Consider the following 13,292-nt stretch of genomic DNA (forward strand, 5'->3'; position numbering starts at 1 on the left):
TCTATTGAATATCTAAATCGTTTCTAAAAAAACGTAGCGATCGTTCCCCGGTGGAATACCCGAGAAACGATCGCCGCATAACTTACCCTTTTTTATTGTTTACTTGACAGGAGTATGACCAGATAAGGTTTCGCTTTTTCTACTTCATTTCCACTACTTCATACTCTTGAGAAGATGAAGTACGTTCTTTCTCTGGTCTAAAGAAAATGGCTGCTATGAAGAAGATAATGAACATACTGCCCATTGCCACAAATATCGAAGTTGGAGAAACGTAATTAATTAAGAATCCATTAACACTTGGCGTAATAATACTAGCTACACTAAAATTCATGCTCGCAATAATTCCAGCTATCGGAATTAAGCCCTGTGGCAAGATATCAGCACAGTAAGCCAATCCGAGCGAGTAGAACGAACCCACTGCTGCTCCTGCACAAGCTAATAACAGCATCATTAGTGGTACAGATGAAGTTGCTAATGGGAACAGCATAAATGCGATGCATCCGACTATCGCACAGTACATCATGACTTTTTTTCGTCCTACCCTGTCACTTAACGTACCAAGTGGCAATTGCAGGAACAAACTACCTACTACGAAGGATGGCAAAATAATGGAAACCGACTCTGCTGAAATACCTGTACGTAAGGCCGCAATCGGAAAGCTACCATTTAGCGTCGTTTCCATAAAACCGTATAGAAAAGCTGGAATCAAAGCCAGCCACGTCATTTGGATAACCATCTTGTACTTCTCTCTTGATTTAACAACCTTCTTCCCATCATTTGCTTTCACTTCAGGTGGGAAAGCGTTACGAATTTTTAACAACATGAAAAAAGCCACCAAATTACAAGCAACAAGAGCCATAAACGGTGCCCACAAACCAAACGGCATTAAATTAATTGCCAAAGGTCCTACGCTAAAACCCGCTCCATAAGAAAGACCGTATAGCGAAAGATCGCGCCCACGTCGCTCTGGTGTAGATGTTGCCGTCACCCAGATCTGACTGGTATAATGCAGAGCAGAATCGCCCATTCCCATTATCAAGCGGAGGATAAACCATACACTTAATGAAGTAAACAATGGGATTAACAAAGTTGAGAATGTTACCAATACAAGCCCAATAAACAGACACGTCCGATAACCCCATTTTCGTAAAAAGATTTCCATCAATGGCGACATAATGAACATTCCGACATAGAGGGCTGCAGCATTCAGACCGTTAGATACAGCAGAAATGCCGCGTTCCTCTAACAAGATAGCAAGCAACGGGAGTGTTAGTCCCTGAGTAATTCCAGCAATAAAGACCACAACGAGTAATGTTGTAAAAGTAAAGCGCGAAGATTTCATGTATGCGATCTCCTTTCCATTAGAAGATCATACACCGTATTCCTACTCTTCCACAACCCTCTACTTTTTCACAGTTTACTTTTTGAACTACCCACCACTTAGCTTCGCTTGAAGTGGGGGAATCCTATGTACGGAAATCTAACGGTTTCTAATTGATTAGGCTAGTCAGCAAGGTCATACAGATGGAATCACCCAAAGTTAATACCCCTATACTAGCTGTCGTTTCAATCGCTGGAATGTCATTAGTCGCAATTGCATTAAGTCACCTGTTCGATGACGTTGAAAAAAACTAGGTGACATTTTATTTAAATGTAGAAAAAAGCGATCTCGCAGTGTTTTTTCCAGTGTAAGTGATCCACCAAATAATAGAAAACGCCACACATATCGCAATACATATAGCAAAATGCCGATCCCTAATAGAACCCCAACCATTACTAACAAGCCCTTTTGTGTTAATAATCCGTTACGAATCTCATCAACTAAACTACCAATAATACGTGGTGGTAATAGCAATAGGACATCAATGAAAATCAGCACACTAATTGCAAAGGCATACCGCTTCCAATGTCTTTGAAAAAACCATGCTAATTGTCTAAATGAACTCACTCTCCAACCCCTTCTTCCCTACAAATCAAAAAATTCGATTAACTATAGAATAAAGATTACTTCACTTCTATCCCTGCTTTTTGCTGTTTCCATTCCTGCTGTAGCATTCCATACACGGCATGATCAACGTAATGATCATACAGCCATTCATTCCCCCGAATGATTCCTTCTAATCTAAAGCCAAGTCGCTCCGGGATAGCACGACTTTTCTCATTTTGCACAGCTGCTGCAATCCCTGCCCTATGTAAATTCCATTTTCTAAATACTAAGTGATCCAGATATGCTTTTACTGCCTGCGTCATGATTCCCTTCCCTTGAAATTCAGCTCCCAGCCAGTAGCCAATCACAGTTTTTCGATGGCTCCATTCGATATAATTGGCAGCAATTCTTCCTGCCATTTGACCTCTATACCAAATCGAGTAATGAGTTCCCTGCAAATTTGCTGCTTGTTGAATGGCAAAACGAATATTATTTTCTGAATCTTCCACATCTCGTACATTGTCCAACCAAGGTAAAAACTCACGCAAATAGTCCCGATTCTTCTCAATTAAGGCAAAGGTGGCTACTGCATCCTCTTCACGTACTTCCTTTAGTTCCAAATCAGGTGATATCACGATATTCTTCATGGTTCTCCCCCTCTGTTTGATCCAGTAGATTGGAACATAATTCTCTATAAAACAAAAATCACCTGCTTGCCCTCTTCAATAGGACAGCAGGTGACCCTGTTATGCTTTCATTCTACTTTTGCAAAACCTGCTCCCGTTCAACAGTGATCTCTCGCACGATCGTGGTTACATCTGAGATTTCCGCAAAATTTTTGCGATTGATAATGAAAGACTGACCAATCTCTAAAGCTAGCCTTTCTGCTTCTGCTCGAATATCTGCTTGTTCAATTCTGTTTAAATCAGCGACTCCTGCTAGCCCAATCACACGTCTCAAGATTTTGCATCCAGCATAACCTACCGTATCTTGTAAGACTTGGGATACATAATCCTGCCAGAAATCAGGAACTCGCGCACTGCGCTCTTCTGCCTGTTTGTGCCACAATCGAACGAACTGCGATACAAACTCATTCCAAACGTCTTCTACCGTATCCAATAGATAGGTACGATAGTGCTCCCGTTTTTGGACGTCTGCTTGTAGCCCATGCTGTCCAGCATAATTTAAGATCAGATTAGCGATTACCGCTCCAATGTCAAAGCCAATAGGTCCATAAAAAGCAAACTCAGGATCAATCACCTTTGTGCTCGTTTGTGTGACAAAAATACTACCTGTATGCAAATCACCATGCAATAGAGCCTCTGCTCGTGTCAAAAAGCCATATTTTAGCTTAGCGATTTCTCGACGTAATGCTTGATTTCCCCATATTGCTTCTACATCTGGACGAATAAGTGGATTAAAATCGTTGGTCTCATGGTCCTCATAAGGATCAGTAAATACAAGATCTTCAGTAATTTTACATAGCTCTGGATTAATAAACTTGCTCACATTAGCCTTCTTAGCAAATGGTTGTGTGCCAGGATCAGACGTAAAGAACAAAGTATGGGCAAGAAAGGTGCCAATATGTCTAGCGAAATGTGGATACACCTCTCCATCAATTAAACCTGCACGGAGCAATTTATGATCGCCCACATCCTCCATAATCGTCAATGCAAGCTCTGTATTGTGATGGTATACCTCAGGCACCAAATCCCCGACCAACTCTCGTTGAATCTTGAGCGCCTCTGCCTCAATACGGGATCGATCCAACGTTAACGGCCATGATTCACCAACGACGCGAGCATAAGGCAAAGCCTGTTTCACAATGACACTTTTACCGGTTTCTTCATCCGTGATTCTAAAAACCAAATTTAAATTGCCATCACCAATTTCTTGGCTAACAAGAGACGCTTCTTTAGTAAAAATCTTTCCCTGATTCTGTACGTATAGAATGGCTTCTTGAACCGATAACGCTTGGTACCCCATATCTTTCCTCTCCTTTTATCACTAGTATCGTTCTACAAATTGATCGTAATGTGCCAAGGGATGGACGATTCCTCCTAGATTGGCCAATAAACGATAGTTGGTTAATAGGCTAACGTGATAAACACCGACCCGCTCCCAGACCTCATGTGGCTCAAGAATATTCCATCGCCCCGAATTCTTTTCAATAAACAAGTCTTTACCGCGAAAACGAATCCAGGTATGGCTGATAGGAACATCTGGTGAAAACAGACGGGACCGTGACAAACAGTCATCACCATATTCCACAGTAAGTAAGAACAACATACGATACGCTTCTTCCCAGCTCCACTGCAATAATACATGCCAGGACCCGCTTTCTTGTTCACTAATTTTACCACGTAAATGGCCAAATGCATGGCTCAACGCATTGCAGGCGTTGCCTGAATCAATCGGCAACTGCCTAATCTCCTGGAGCTCATGTAACAAATGTTCGGCAAATGAACTCCAATCCTTCTCCCCTGTTTCCCGTGTCAATTTGAGTTGATCACGAAACGCTTGTGATATCTGTTTATATTTTTGATAGCACCGCATCATCACCCAATATTTATGCTCTGCCCATATCTGTTCACACCATGCTTTGCTTATCGTAGAAAAAGAAAACCTCTTTTCCGAAGAAAAGAGGTCGTTTGTACATGCCATTTCCATTAAACGCTCCCCCTTATCTACCAGAATTTCAATGTCTCTGCAGGAATTAGCACCGTGCACACGCCAAATTAGTGGTCATGTGTCGGTTGCTGGGTTTCATAGGGCCAGTCCCTCCACCGTCTCTGGATAAGGTATCCAAAAGATATGTAATTGTAAGTAACGTCAGACCCTTATATCTAAGTAACTGAGAGCCTCGTAAATGAATCGTTAGTAGAAATATACACAGACAAACCTGATATGTCAAACAATTTATTCAACTCAGATTTTGTTTGTAAAAGGGTTGACGCTTTTTATAAAAAGGGATAAGATGATCTCCAAGAAACAGCTTAATTTTTTGACAACTACACCAATTATCTACAACTCTTATTGTGAGAAGGCGGAGGGACTGGCCCTATGATGCCCGGCAACCCTCGCATCGACATATCGATGCGAAACGGTGCTAAATCCTACGCATAAGCATGCTTCATGGCTTATGTGAGAGATAAGAGAAGAAGTCCTGTCTATCAGACGCCTCCTTCTCTTGAAGGGGGCGTTTTTAGTTGTTATTCGCTACCTCTACATAATTTTGTAAAATCCTATACCTACAAGGAGGTCATCCATGAGTACAGATCGAATTCTCGTAACCTATTTAACGCAAGCAAAAGATTTACAAAAAAAAGCTGAAGGTATAGCAGTTGGTATGACGGTAGGCTCATGGACGGACCTTCCCTTAGCCAAACAAGAACAACTGCGAGCTTATTTGGGAGAAGTGGCACATGTAGCTCCTCTTGAAACCACCCCGTCTGGCGAAACACGCGGCCTAATAACTATCAGTTATCCGACAAGATGCTTCACACAAGATATCCCCTCTCTTCTTACAGGGGTATTTGGTAAGTTATCGATGGATGGCAAAATCAAACTGATAGATATTCAACTACCCCCTTCTTTTTTACAAGGGTTCCATGGTCCAAAGTTTGGCATAAAAGGTATACGAGAAATAACCGGTGTGCATGATCGACCGTTATTAATGAGCATTTTCAAGTCATGCACAGGCTTGTCGTTAGACGAATTAGAAGTTCAGTTTCGTGCACAAGCAGAAGGTGGCCTTGATTTTATAAAAGATGACGAAATTTTCTTTGCCGATGATAAAGCTCCTTTTATTCAACGCATCCGACGCTTCAAAATCATAGCAGATGAAGTTGCTCAACAAACTGGGAAGCCTGTCTTGTATGCTGCTAACCTTACCGGTCCTAGCTCACAGCTCATTGAGCGGGCGAAACAAGCAATTGATGCTGGTGCTTCCTGCCTCTTATTCAATGCACTCGCTTTCGGCTTCGACCTATTGCAGCGACTAGCAGAAGATCCAGACATTCAAGTGCCAATCATGGCCCATCCCGCACTCGCTGGAGCTTACTACCCTAGTCCTGATTACGGCATAGCTGCTCCACTCTTACTCGGTAGCCTATTACGTTTAGCTGGTGCTGACTTGGTCTTGTTCCCTTCTCCATATGGAAACGTTGCACTAGATAAGCTGGAAGCCAACCAACTTGCCAATCACTTGGTGGGGGAATATGGTTCCTTACAACCTGCTTTCCCAGTTCCTTCGGCAGGTATTCATCCTGGATTAGTCCCACAGTTGTATGCTGACTTTGGTCTAGATCAGGTTGTTAACGCAGGTGGGGGTATTCATGGCCACCCACAAGGCGCAGCGGCAGGCGGTAGAGCTTTCCGCGTAGCCATCGATGCATCCGTAAAAGGGATCAGTCTTACACAAGCAGCTAACGACTCTGAAGAACTGCGACTCGCACTAGAAAAATGGGGAGGTCTCGCATGACAAAACAACTTGTACTTTTTTGCGACTTTGATGGAACCATTACAGAAAAAGACAACATTGTAGCAATCATGCGCCACTTTCATCCCCCGGGCTGGGAAGCATTAACTGAACAGATTTTGACGCAACAAATTACAATCAGAGAAGGCGTGGGTAAGCTTTTTTCCCTACTTCCCTCTTCACTTGAACAAGAAATTACGCAATTTGCTGTAAAGAATGCCAGTATCCGCCCTGGATTCGCTGAGTTTGTCGATTATTGCCGACAAGAAAACGTGACACTACTCATTACAAGCGGGGGTATTGATTTCTTTATCCATCCGATTCTCGCTCCGTTCCAGTTGGATGGACCAATCTACTGTAATGGCAGTGATTTTAGTGGAACAAGCATTCGTATTACGTGGCCACATGCCTGCGATGAGCATTGCCCAACAGATTGCGGAATGTGTAAAACCACTATTATTAGAAATTACGATTCTGCCACTCACACACGTGTTGTCATTGGGGACAGTATCACTGACTTAGCAGGTTCTCGAATTGCTGACTTTGTCATTGCCCGTTCCCTCCTATTAGAAAAATGTGAGGAAGAAAATTTATCACATAAACCATTTACTACCTTTTATGATGTGATTGATATTATAAAAGCCATTCAGGCGAAACAGGAGGGAATTGTGCTATGACCGCAACACTTGAACAGCGCATCGCCGCTTTTAAACAATTGGATGAGGTAAAGCTTACATTTGCTAGAAGAGATTGGTTTCCGGGAACTAGCGGAAACCTCTCCATCAAAATCAGCGATGTCCCCCTACAATTTGCTGTGACCGCCAGTGGCAAAGATAAAACCAAATTGACACCAGAAGATTATCTGATCGTTGACGAAAACGCAAATTCCGTGGAGCCTACCAATTTGAAGCCTTCTGCAGAAACATTAGTGCATGCCGTTATTTATCAAAGCATTCCCGATGCTGGCGCTTGCTTCCATGTGCATACGATTGCAAACAATGTGATTTCCGAGCTATATGCACAAAAACAAAGTTTTAGTATTCACGGTCAGGAACTAATTAAGGGACTCGGCATCTGGGAGGAAAATGCTCTACTTAGCGTTCCCATCGTGGAAAACTATGCAGATATCCCTGCACTAGCACTAGCCATTAAAGAGGCCATACGTTCTGATGTACCTGGCGTACTAATCCGTAATCATGGTATCTACGCATGGGGTCGTAATGATTTTGAAGCAAAACGACATATAGAAGCTTTTGAGTTTTTATTCGAGTATCAATTACGCTTACTCCAAGTAGGTCAGTTATCTACGCAAGCTACTGGCATCGCTATTTAATCGAATAAAACCATAATTCATAACATTCGAAACACAAGGAGGCTTTACCCATGGCAAAAGTACGTTTTCACGATACCAACGAATATATTGAAGGTACAGAAGCTGTTAAAGCATTTTTAACAACGCAAGATGTTATCTATGAATATTGGGGTGTGGAGCAATTAGATCCTGCTCTTCGTACAAATTACTCCCCAACTGATGCCGAGAAGCAACAAATTTTAGATACATTCCAAACAGAGATAACGGACATTAGCGAGCGCCGTAACTACACCACGGCAGACGTGATCGTTCTTAGCGACAAAACACCAGAGTTAGATAAAAAGTTGGAGAACTTCGTTAAAGAACATCATCACACGGATGATGAAGTCCGCTTCTGCGTAGATGGTCATGGTATCTTTGCAATTTTAGGCACAGACGGTCGATACTTTGATGTAGAGCTGTCCGCAGGTGATTTAATCTCTGTTCCTTCTTCTTATCGTCACTACTTTACCTTAATGGAGGATCGGAAAATTATTGCCATTCGTCTGTTTGTTACTCCCGCTGGTTGGGAAGCGATTTATTAGGAGGCTTTGGAATTGTTTCTTCATTAGATAAGAAAAAAGATAAGAAAAACGCTTGGAGCATCTGTCCAAGCGTTTTTCCTATCGATTCGGTATTCAAGCTACTATTCTACATTTACTTCGAACGAATTACTTCGGTTGAATCAACGACTCCTGCTCAACCACAATTTTCACCGCTTGCCCGATTGCTGGTAGGCTTTTTGTTGTGGTAGGGCCATAAAATCCATAGACTTTTACTCCTTTACGCAAGTCCTCTGCTTTTAATGCGGTATTATCTTTTGTGTTAATAATCGGAGTATCTTTGGCTACGTTTAACGCAATCGTTTCAAATGAATTGTCGTTTAGCTTCTCTCCTTCAATCACTACTTGAATGGTTCCGTCTGTCAATGTTTTAGCTTCAATAACTTCACCAACTGTTCCCAAAACCTCTGAAGTAGCCGTTTTATCATTTACCACGATTTTTACTGCATTTGTCATTGGCGGAATGCTCATGGTCATAATCAAACTATGCTCAGCTTCAACTTCTTGTCCCAATTTCAAATCAGCAATTGTTAGCTTTTCACCATCTTGATTAACAATGCTTGTTTCATCTGTGATGTTTAAACGCACACCATTTGTGAAACCATTCACCATAATAGCTCCCTTAATAGAAGCATCTTTCTCTTCAATAGAGATGCCTGTAATACTACCTTTTTTCGCGACTCCCTGAGCTTGTTCGTCGATTTTAATCGCTCCATCCTCTTCGACAACTACTTGTAGATTAAGCACTTCATCAAAGAAGGAAACAGGTACATAGGTAATTCCCTCTTTAGCCTCTGGAGCTGCTCCTAATTGCACGTACATTTTATTTACATTGTATTGATCTTTTCCTACCGTCACTGCTGTCCACTGTGGGCCTTTTTGTAATTCGGCACTCTTGGTTTCAGCATTCCAGGTAACTTTATAATTTAATTTGTCAGCGATCGTACGCAATGGGACCATCAACACATTTTGTTTATTTGCGTATACTTCTAGCTTCTGGTCTATTACTTGGCCATTCACAGAAATGGAATGCTTAGAAGCCTTAGTTGTTTCGGCATTATTTATTTGTACGGGTTGAGTTGTAGCAGCATAAGCTGAAATGGAACTGGTAGCCACCACAGCAGTAATCAGTGCAGCACTTAACATTTTAAAGGATTTATTCATTTTGGTACCTCCATTTTCATTAACATTATTTCCATTTTGTTGGATTCATCTTCTTTGACGAGGTGTTTTTCTCAAACGTTTCAGGAAAAGAGAAAAAAAATTAAAATAAAAAAACCAAAGCCCAATTAATAATCAGTTGGACACTGGCTTTTGACATCAAATAATCAACATCTTTTGTTTGCATGCGTCTAGAGCTAACCTCGCTCCACCCGTCACTCCTGCATCATTTCCTAACGTAGCAAGCACGATCTTTGCTCCTATAGCTACCCGTGGAAATGTAAACCTTACAAACTGCTGACGCAAAGGCACGATTAAAGCATTACCCGCTTGAGAAACTCCTCCTCCGATAACAATCTTTTGAGGATTAGTCCCATTAGCAAGGTTGGCAAGCGCTATTCCTAAATGGAAAGTCAACTCCCTAATCACTTTGCTTGCTAGGTTATCTCCTGCTTTAGCTGCTTCGAAAACAACTTTAGCTGTGAGAGAAGAGCCAGTTTCAAGATACGTGCGCAACGAACTAGACTCGTAGCTGGTATGTACCTCTACCATCGCCATCCGTACAATTCCTGTTGCAGAAGCGACGGTTTCAAGGCAACCCGTTTTACCGCAATTACATGGCGCTCCTCCCTCTGGTATGGCAGCAATATGACCAATTTCGCCCGCTGATCCATTTACACCGCGCACAATAGCTCCATTGGAGATTATGCCTCCTCCAACTCCTGTTCCCAACGTAACACAGATAAGATCTCTCGCTCCTTCTCCTGCTCCCTTCCACATTTCCCCTAATGCCGCTATATTTGCGTCGTTATCCACCACGACGGGCAAACCGGTCGCCTGTTCCAAGCGCTCCTGTAAGGGAAAGCTGACCCAGCCCAGATTAACTGCCACATCGACTGATCCAGTCTTTATATTGACTGGTCCTGGTGCCCCTATCCCTATACCTAGCACATCATTTCTATCCTGACCCATTCGTGCCAGCTGATTGCGAAGTTCTCTGGCGATATCGTCTGGAATGTTACTTCCATTCATGCTTGTGTCAGTAGGAATTTCCCATTTACGAAGAATAGCACCGTTTTGCGTCAAAAAAGCAAGTTTGATCGTTGTTCCTCCGATATCTACACCAACAAGCCACTTATCCTTCATGATTACTCCCTCCGACTTCTCCAAGTATGACATCTACACCGAAATGATCAGATATGACAGACTTATTTATACCATTAAAAATTACTCTCGATTTCAATACATGGACAGGCTGATTTACCCAGATATAATCAATCCGCAAGTCTTTCTGATTGCCACCCCATCCAGCAATCTTCCCTTGTACCGTACTGCCCTCGTCTTGATTTTGAGCAAGTAAAAACGTATCGTACCACCCATGCTCTCGTACATTGTCATATCCTTCTCCACTCACACCAGCATGATTATTGAAATCACCCATTAAAAAGGTAAGTTCACTCTTTACAACCATCTTTGTCAGGCGTTCAAATTGAAGGGAAAATGGCTCCTCTTCATCCATCCACCATCCAAAGTGACAAGAAAAGAATGAAACGGATTTTTGATGATACCAGACAGTAGCTTGCACAACCTTTCGAGTTTTCCAATACGACGTATCTGTATGTTCAGACACATAAAATGAGTTTTGACTCCTGATGGGGAGGTTGGTCAACAAAGCTACTCCTTCTTCGTATAGCTCATACCCGATATGACAAAATTCCCAGACCATCTGATAATCGTCTTCACCACGTTTATGAAGCTCTTGTAGTAATAGATAGGCATAATTATCCGCCTTCATTTGACCATCGATCAATACAGCATCAATCGATTGACTAACCTCTTGTAGAGCGATGACATCGTAAGCATGTTCTACTATGGCATCCGCTAGCTCTCCCAGCTTTTTATGTTGATCAAGTTCCTGCCAAGAATGACAGTTCAGTGTTAACAATCTCATATTAAACTCCTAAATAATCTTGGACACTTGATTTAATTACATCTGCTTTCGGACCGTACACGATCTGGACTCCCTTATCTTTCAAAATAAGACCGAGCGAACCTGTCTTTTTCCATTCTGATTCAGCAGCAACATCTTTTATATTTTTGACCGTAATCCGCAGACGTGTCATGCATGCATCCACATCTTCAATATTCTCTTCACCACCTAGTAACTGAACAATCGTTTCAGCAACACCATTCGTGCTTCCCTTCGTTTGTTCCTTCCCTGTAGCTGGTTCTTCTTCATCTGTATAATTTCCCGCACGACCTGGCGTAGGGAAGTTACATTTTTTGATCAAAAAATGAAAGACAGTGAAATTCAATCCAAAGCAGACGAGACATATAATAACAAAGTTGATGATATCTTGTATCATTCCTGCGCGAATCACCATTGGTGTACGTGTCAGCAACTCGATAAATCCAAAAGAATGTAGACGCAGGTGAATGAAATCAGCCATAGCAAAGCCAATCCCTGTCAAGATAGAGTAAACCACATACAGAAGCGGTGCCGCGAACATGAACATGAATTCAATCGGCTCTGTTACTCCTGTCAAAAATACCGCCAAGGCAGCAGAGAAAAACATAGATTTATATTTTGGTCTTTTCTCGATGTCTACATTACGGTACATCGCTAGCGCTATTCCAATCAGTGACGCCGTTGACAAAATCATCTGACCTACTTTAAAGCGGGCCGGTGTTACACTATTTAGCAATTGGTTGTAAGCGTTCGTATCTCCTTGGGTAAGAAGATTGTTCAAATCAGCAACCCATGCAAGCCACAATGGATCTTGACCAGCTACTACTTGACCTGCGCTGGAACCAGTAAGCAACGTGTATGTACCACCAAGTTGGGTATAGTTAATCGGAACAGTCAGCATATGATGCAATCCAAATGGTAGTAGTAACCGCTCTAACGTTCCAAAGATAAAGGGAGCAATAACAGGAGCTGTGTCTTTGGAAGAAGCAATCCATTTTCCAAATTCATTCAAAATCCCCTGTATTGATGGCCAAATAGTAGATAAGATGATAGCGGTTACAGCTGACCAAAAAATAACGACAAACGGAACGAATCGCTTCCCGTTAAAGAAAGCAAGGGATGCCGGAAGTTTGTTGTAATCATAATATTTGTTAAAGATAACTGCGCCGAGGAAACCTGAAATAATACCGATAAAGACACCCATGTTAAGTGCAGGTGCACCTAAAAATGAAATGAAATAATCTTTAACTGCTAACTCTTTTCCAAATAACGAGGAAACAGTAGCCTCAGGGTTAGATAGCATATCTCCACTTACTCCAAAGACAGCACCCGTAATCCGATTGATTAGGATAAAAGCGATCAAAGCAGCAAACGCACCCCCAGCACGCTCCTTTGCCCACGAGCCACCAATGGCAACCGCGAATAAAATATGAAGATTACCAATAACGGCCCATCCTATTTCTTCCATTACGTGGGCAAATCTGACAACAAAGGTTACATCTCCACCTGCCATTGCAATCAGTTTGGCAAGAGAAATCATAATCCCAGCCGCAGGCATGACGGCAACCACCACTAAAAGAGCTTTTCCAAGCTTCTGCCAGAAATCAAAAGATACCATGTTTTTCAATGTAACTCCCCCCTGCATGATTATGTATTCGTTTTTTATCAAATTATGAAAACGTTTGCGCAAAATCATTGTAATAAAATCGCTTTCATAAAACAAGTAAAAAGTTATAACAATTTTTATTTCCCACCAAACCTCGCAAGACCTTTATCATTCTACAAAAACCACTACAAAATAATCACATGATCATAAGAATATAATGAACCAAGAAAAAATA

The 13,292-nt window shown here is 41.9% G+C and carries 12 protein-coding genes, 1 pseudogene and 2 riboswitches; of the genes and pseudogenes, 4 read left to right on the forward strand and 9 right to left on the reverse strand.

All coding sequences use genetic code 11. The annotated features are described in order from the left end of the window. Positions 1 to 139: 139 nt before the first annotated feature. The 5 genes and pseudogenes from EEL30_02680 to EEL30_02700 all read right to left on the reverse strand — a co-directional run bounded on the left by EEL30_02680 (position 140) and on the right by EEL30_02700 (position 4,597). Positions 140 to 1,342 (reverse strand): MFS transporter, encoded by a 1,203-nt coding sequence (locus tag EEL30_02680; protein QDX91375.1) that lies wholly within the window; start codon positions 1,340 to 1,342, stop codon positions 140 to 142. Positions 1,343 to 1,505: 163 nt separating this feature from the next. Next, positions 1,506 to 1,948: pseudogene (locus tag EEL30_02685) on the reverse strand (multidrug ABC transporter permease/ATP-binding protein). A 56-nt stretch (positions 1,949 to 2,004) separates the two neighbouring features. Continuing rightward, the gene (locus EEL30_02690; protein QDX91376.1) at positions 2,005 to 2,574 is read right to left on the reverse strand and encodes an N-acetyltransferase; all 570 of its coding nucleotides are present in this window, start codon (positions 2,572 to 2,574) and stop codon (positions 2,005 to 2,007) included. A 112-nt stretch (positions 2,575 to 2,686) separates the two neighbouring features. Further along, positions 2,687 to 3,913 carry an S-methyl-5-thioribose kinase gene (locus EEL30_02695; GenBank protein QDX91377.1) on the reverse strand — a complete coding sequence of 409 codons (1,227 nt, stop codon included), beginning with the start codon at positions 3,911 to 3,913 and terminating at the stop codon, positions 2,687 to 2,689. Between the two features lie 21 nt (positions 3,914 to 3,934). Next, entirely contained in the window at positions 3,935 to 4,597 is a 663-nt protein-coding gene (locus EEL30_02700; GenBank protein ID QDX91378.1) for a DUF1722 domain-containing protein, read from the reverse strand. A 10-nt stretch (positions 4,598 to 4,607) separates the two neighbouring features. Further along, positions 4,608 to 4,730, reverse strand: a riboswitch (SAM riboswitch). A gap of 227 nt (positions 4,731 to 4,957) precedes the next feature. After that, a riboswitch (SAM riboswitch) is annotated at positions 4,958 to 5,085 on the forward strand. Positions 5,086 to 5,195: 110 nt separating this feature from the next. Here EEL30_02700 and EEL30_02705 point away from each other — a divergent pair. From EEL30_02705 to EEL30_02720, 4 genes are read left to right on the forward strand one after another with little or no spacing between them, the layout of a single operon-like run. Further along, complete coding sequence (locus EEL30_02705) at positions 5,196 to 6,410, forward strand: 2,3-diketo-5-methylthiopentyl-1-phosphate enolase (protein ID QDX91379.1); 1,215 nt, start codon at positions 5,196 to 5,198, stop codon at positions 6,408 to 6,410. Further along, positions 6,407 to 7,084 (forward strand): 2-hydroxy-3-keto-5-methylthiopentenyl-1-phosphate phosphatase, encoded by a 678-nt coding sequence (locus tag EEL30_02710; protein ID QDX91380.1) that lies wholly within the window; start codon positions 6,407 to 6,409, stop codon positions 7,082 to 7,084. Before EEL30_02705 ends, EEL30_02710 begins: the two co-directional genes overlap by 4 nt. Then, on the forward strand, positions 7,081 to 7,740 hold the full coding sequence (locus tag EEL30_02715) for a methylthioribulose 1-phosphate dehydratase (GenBank protein QDX91381.1): 660 nt from the start codon (positions 7,081 to 7,083) through the stop codon (positions 7,738 to 7,740). The genes EEL30_02710 and EEL30_02715 overlap by 4 nt, the downstream gene beginning before the upstream one ends. A 50-nt stretch (positions 7,741 to 7,790) precedes the next feature. Continuing rightward, entirely contained in the window at positions 7,791 to 8,303 is a 513-nt protein-coding gene (locus EEL30_02720; protein ID QDX91382.1) for a cupin domain-containing protein, read from the forward strand. Positions 8,304 to 8,429: 126 nt separating this feature from the next. Here the strand turns inward: EEL30_02720 and EEL30_02725 are convergent, their stop codons facing one another. The 4 genes from EEL30_02725 to EEL30_02740 form a co-directional block, all read right to left on the reverse strand. Next, positions 8,430 to 9,485 (reverse strand): copper amine oxidase N-terminal domain-containing protein, encoded by a 1,056-nt coding sequence (locus tag EEL30_02725; GenBank protein QDX91383.1) that lies wholly within the window; start codon positions 9,483 to 9,485, stop codon positions 8,430 to 8,432. Positions 9,486 to 9,641: 156 nt separating this feature from the next. After that, positions 9,642 to 10,628, reverse strand: a complete 987-nt coding sequence (locus tag EEL30_02730) for an ROK family glucokinase (GenBank protein ID QDX91384.1) — start codon at positions 10,626 to 10,628, stop codon at positions 9,642 to 9,644. Next, positions 10,618 to 11,433 carry an endonuclease gene (locus EEL30_02735; protein ID QDX91385.1) on the reverse strand — a complete coding sequence of 272 codons (816 nt, stop codon included), beginning with the start codon at positions 11,431 to 11,433 and terminating at the stop codon, positions 10,618 to 10,620. Before EEL30_02735 ends, EEL30_02730 begins: the two co-directional genes overlap by 11 nt. Position 11,434: 1 nt before the next feature. Continuing rightward, positions 11,435 to 13,078, reverse strand: coding sequence for a PTS transporter subunit IICB (locus EEL30_02740; GenBank protein QDX91386.1), 1,644 nt, complete (start codon positions 13,076 to 13,078; stop codon positions 11,435 to 11,437). Between the last annotated feature and the right edge of the window lie 214 nt (positions 13,079 to 13,292).

Origin of the sequence: Brevibacillus laterosporus (genome assembly GCA_007833815.1) — a bacterium.
Lineage (GTDB): Bacteria > Bacillota > Bacilli > Brevibacillales > Brevibacillaceae > Brevibacillus_B > Brevibacillus_B laterosporus_D.

What these genes read in the sequence shown, in the direction of transcription:
- EEL30_02715 (QDX91381.1), top strand. Translation starts at nt 7,081, where the DNA reads ATGACCGCAACACTTGAACAGCGCATCGCCGCTTTTAAACAATTGGAT.
- EEL30_02720 (QDX91382.1), top strand. Translation starts at nt 7,791, where the DNA reads ATGGCAAAAGTACGTTTTCACGATACCAACGAATATATTGAAGGTACA.
- EEL30_02695 (QDX91377.1), bottom strand. Translation starts at nt 3,913, where the DNA reads ATGGGGTACCAAGCGTTATCGGTTCAAGAAGCCATTCTATACGTACAG.
- EEL30_02710 (QDX91380.1), top strand. Translation starts at nt 6,407, where the DNA reads ATGACAAAACAACTTGTACTTTTTTGCGACTTTGATGGAACCATTACA.
- EEL30_02730 (QDX91384.1), bottom strand. Translation starts at nt 10,628, where the DNA reads ATGAAGGATAAGTGGCTTGTTGGTGTAGATATCGGAGGAACAACGATC.
- EEL30_02725 (QDX91383.1), bottom strand. Translation starts at nt 9,485, where the DNA reads ATGAATAAATCCTTTAAAATGTTAAGTGCTGCACTGATTACTGCTGTG.
- EEL30_02690 (QDX91376.1), bottom strand. Translation starts at nt 2,574, where the DNA reads ATGAAGAATATCGTGATATCACCTGATTTGGAACTAAAGGAAGTACGT.
- EEL30_02705 (QDX91379.1), top strand. Translation starts at nt 5,196, where the DNA reads ATGAGTACAGATCGAATTCTCGTAACCTATTTAACGCAAGCAAAAGAT.
- EEL30_02680 (QDX91375.1), bottom strand. Translation starts at nt 1,342, where the DNA reads ATGAAATCTTCGCGCTTTACTTTTACAACATTACTCGTTGTGGTCTTT.
- EEL30_02735 (QDX91385.1), bottom strand. Translation starts at nt 11,433, where the DNA reads ATGAGATTGTTAACACTGAACTGTCATTCTTGGCAGGAACTTGATCAA.
- EEL30_02700 (QDX91378.1), bottom strand. Translation starts at nt 4,597, where the DNA reads ATGGAAATGGCATGTACAAACGACCTCTTTTCTTCGGAAAAGAGGTTT.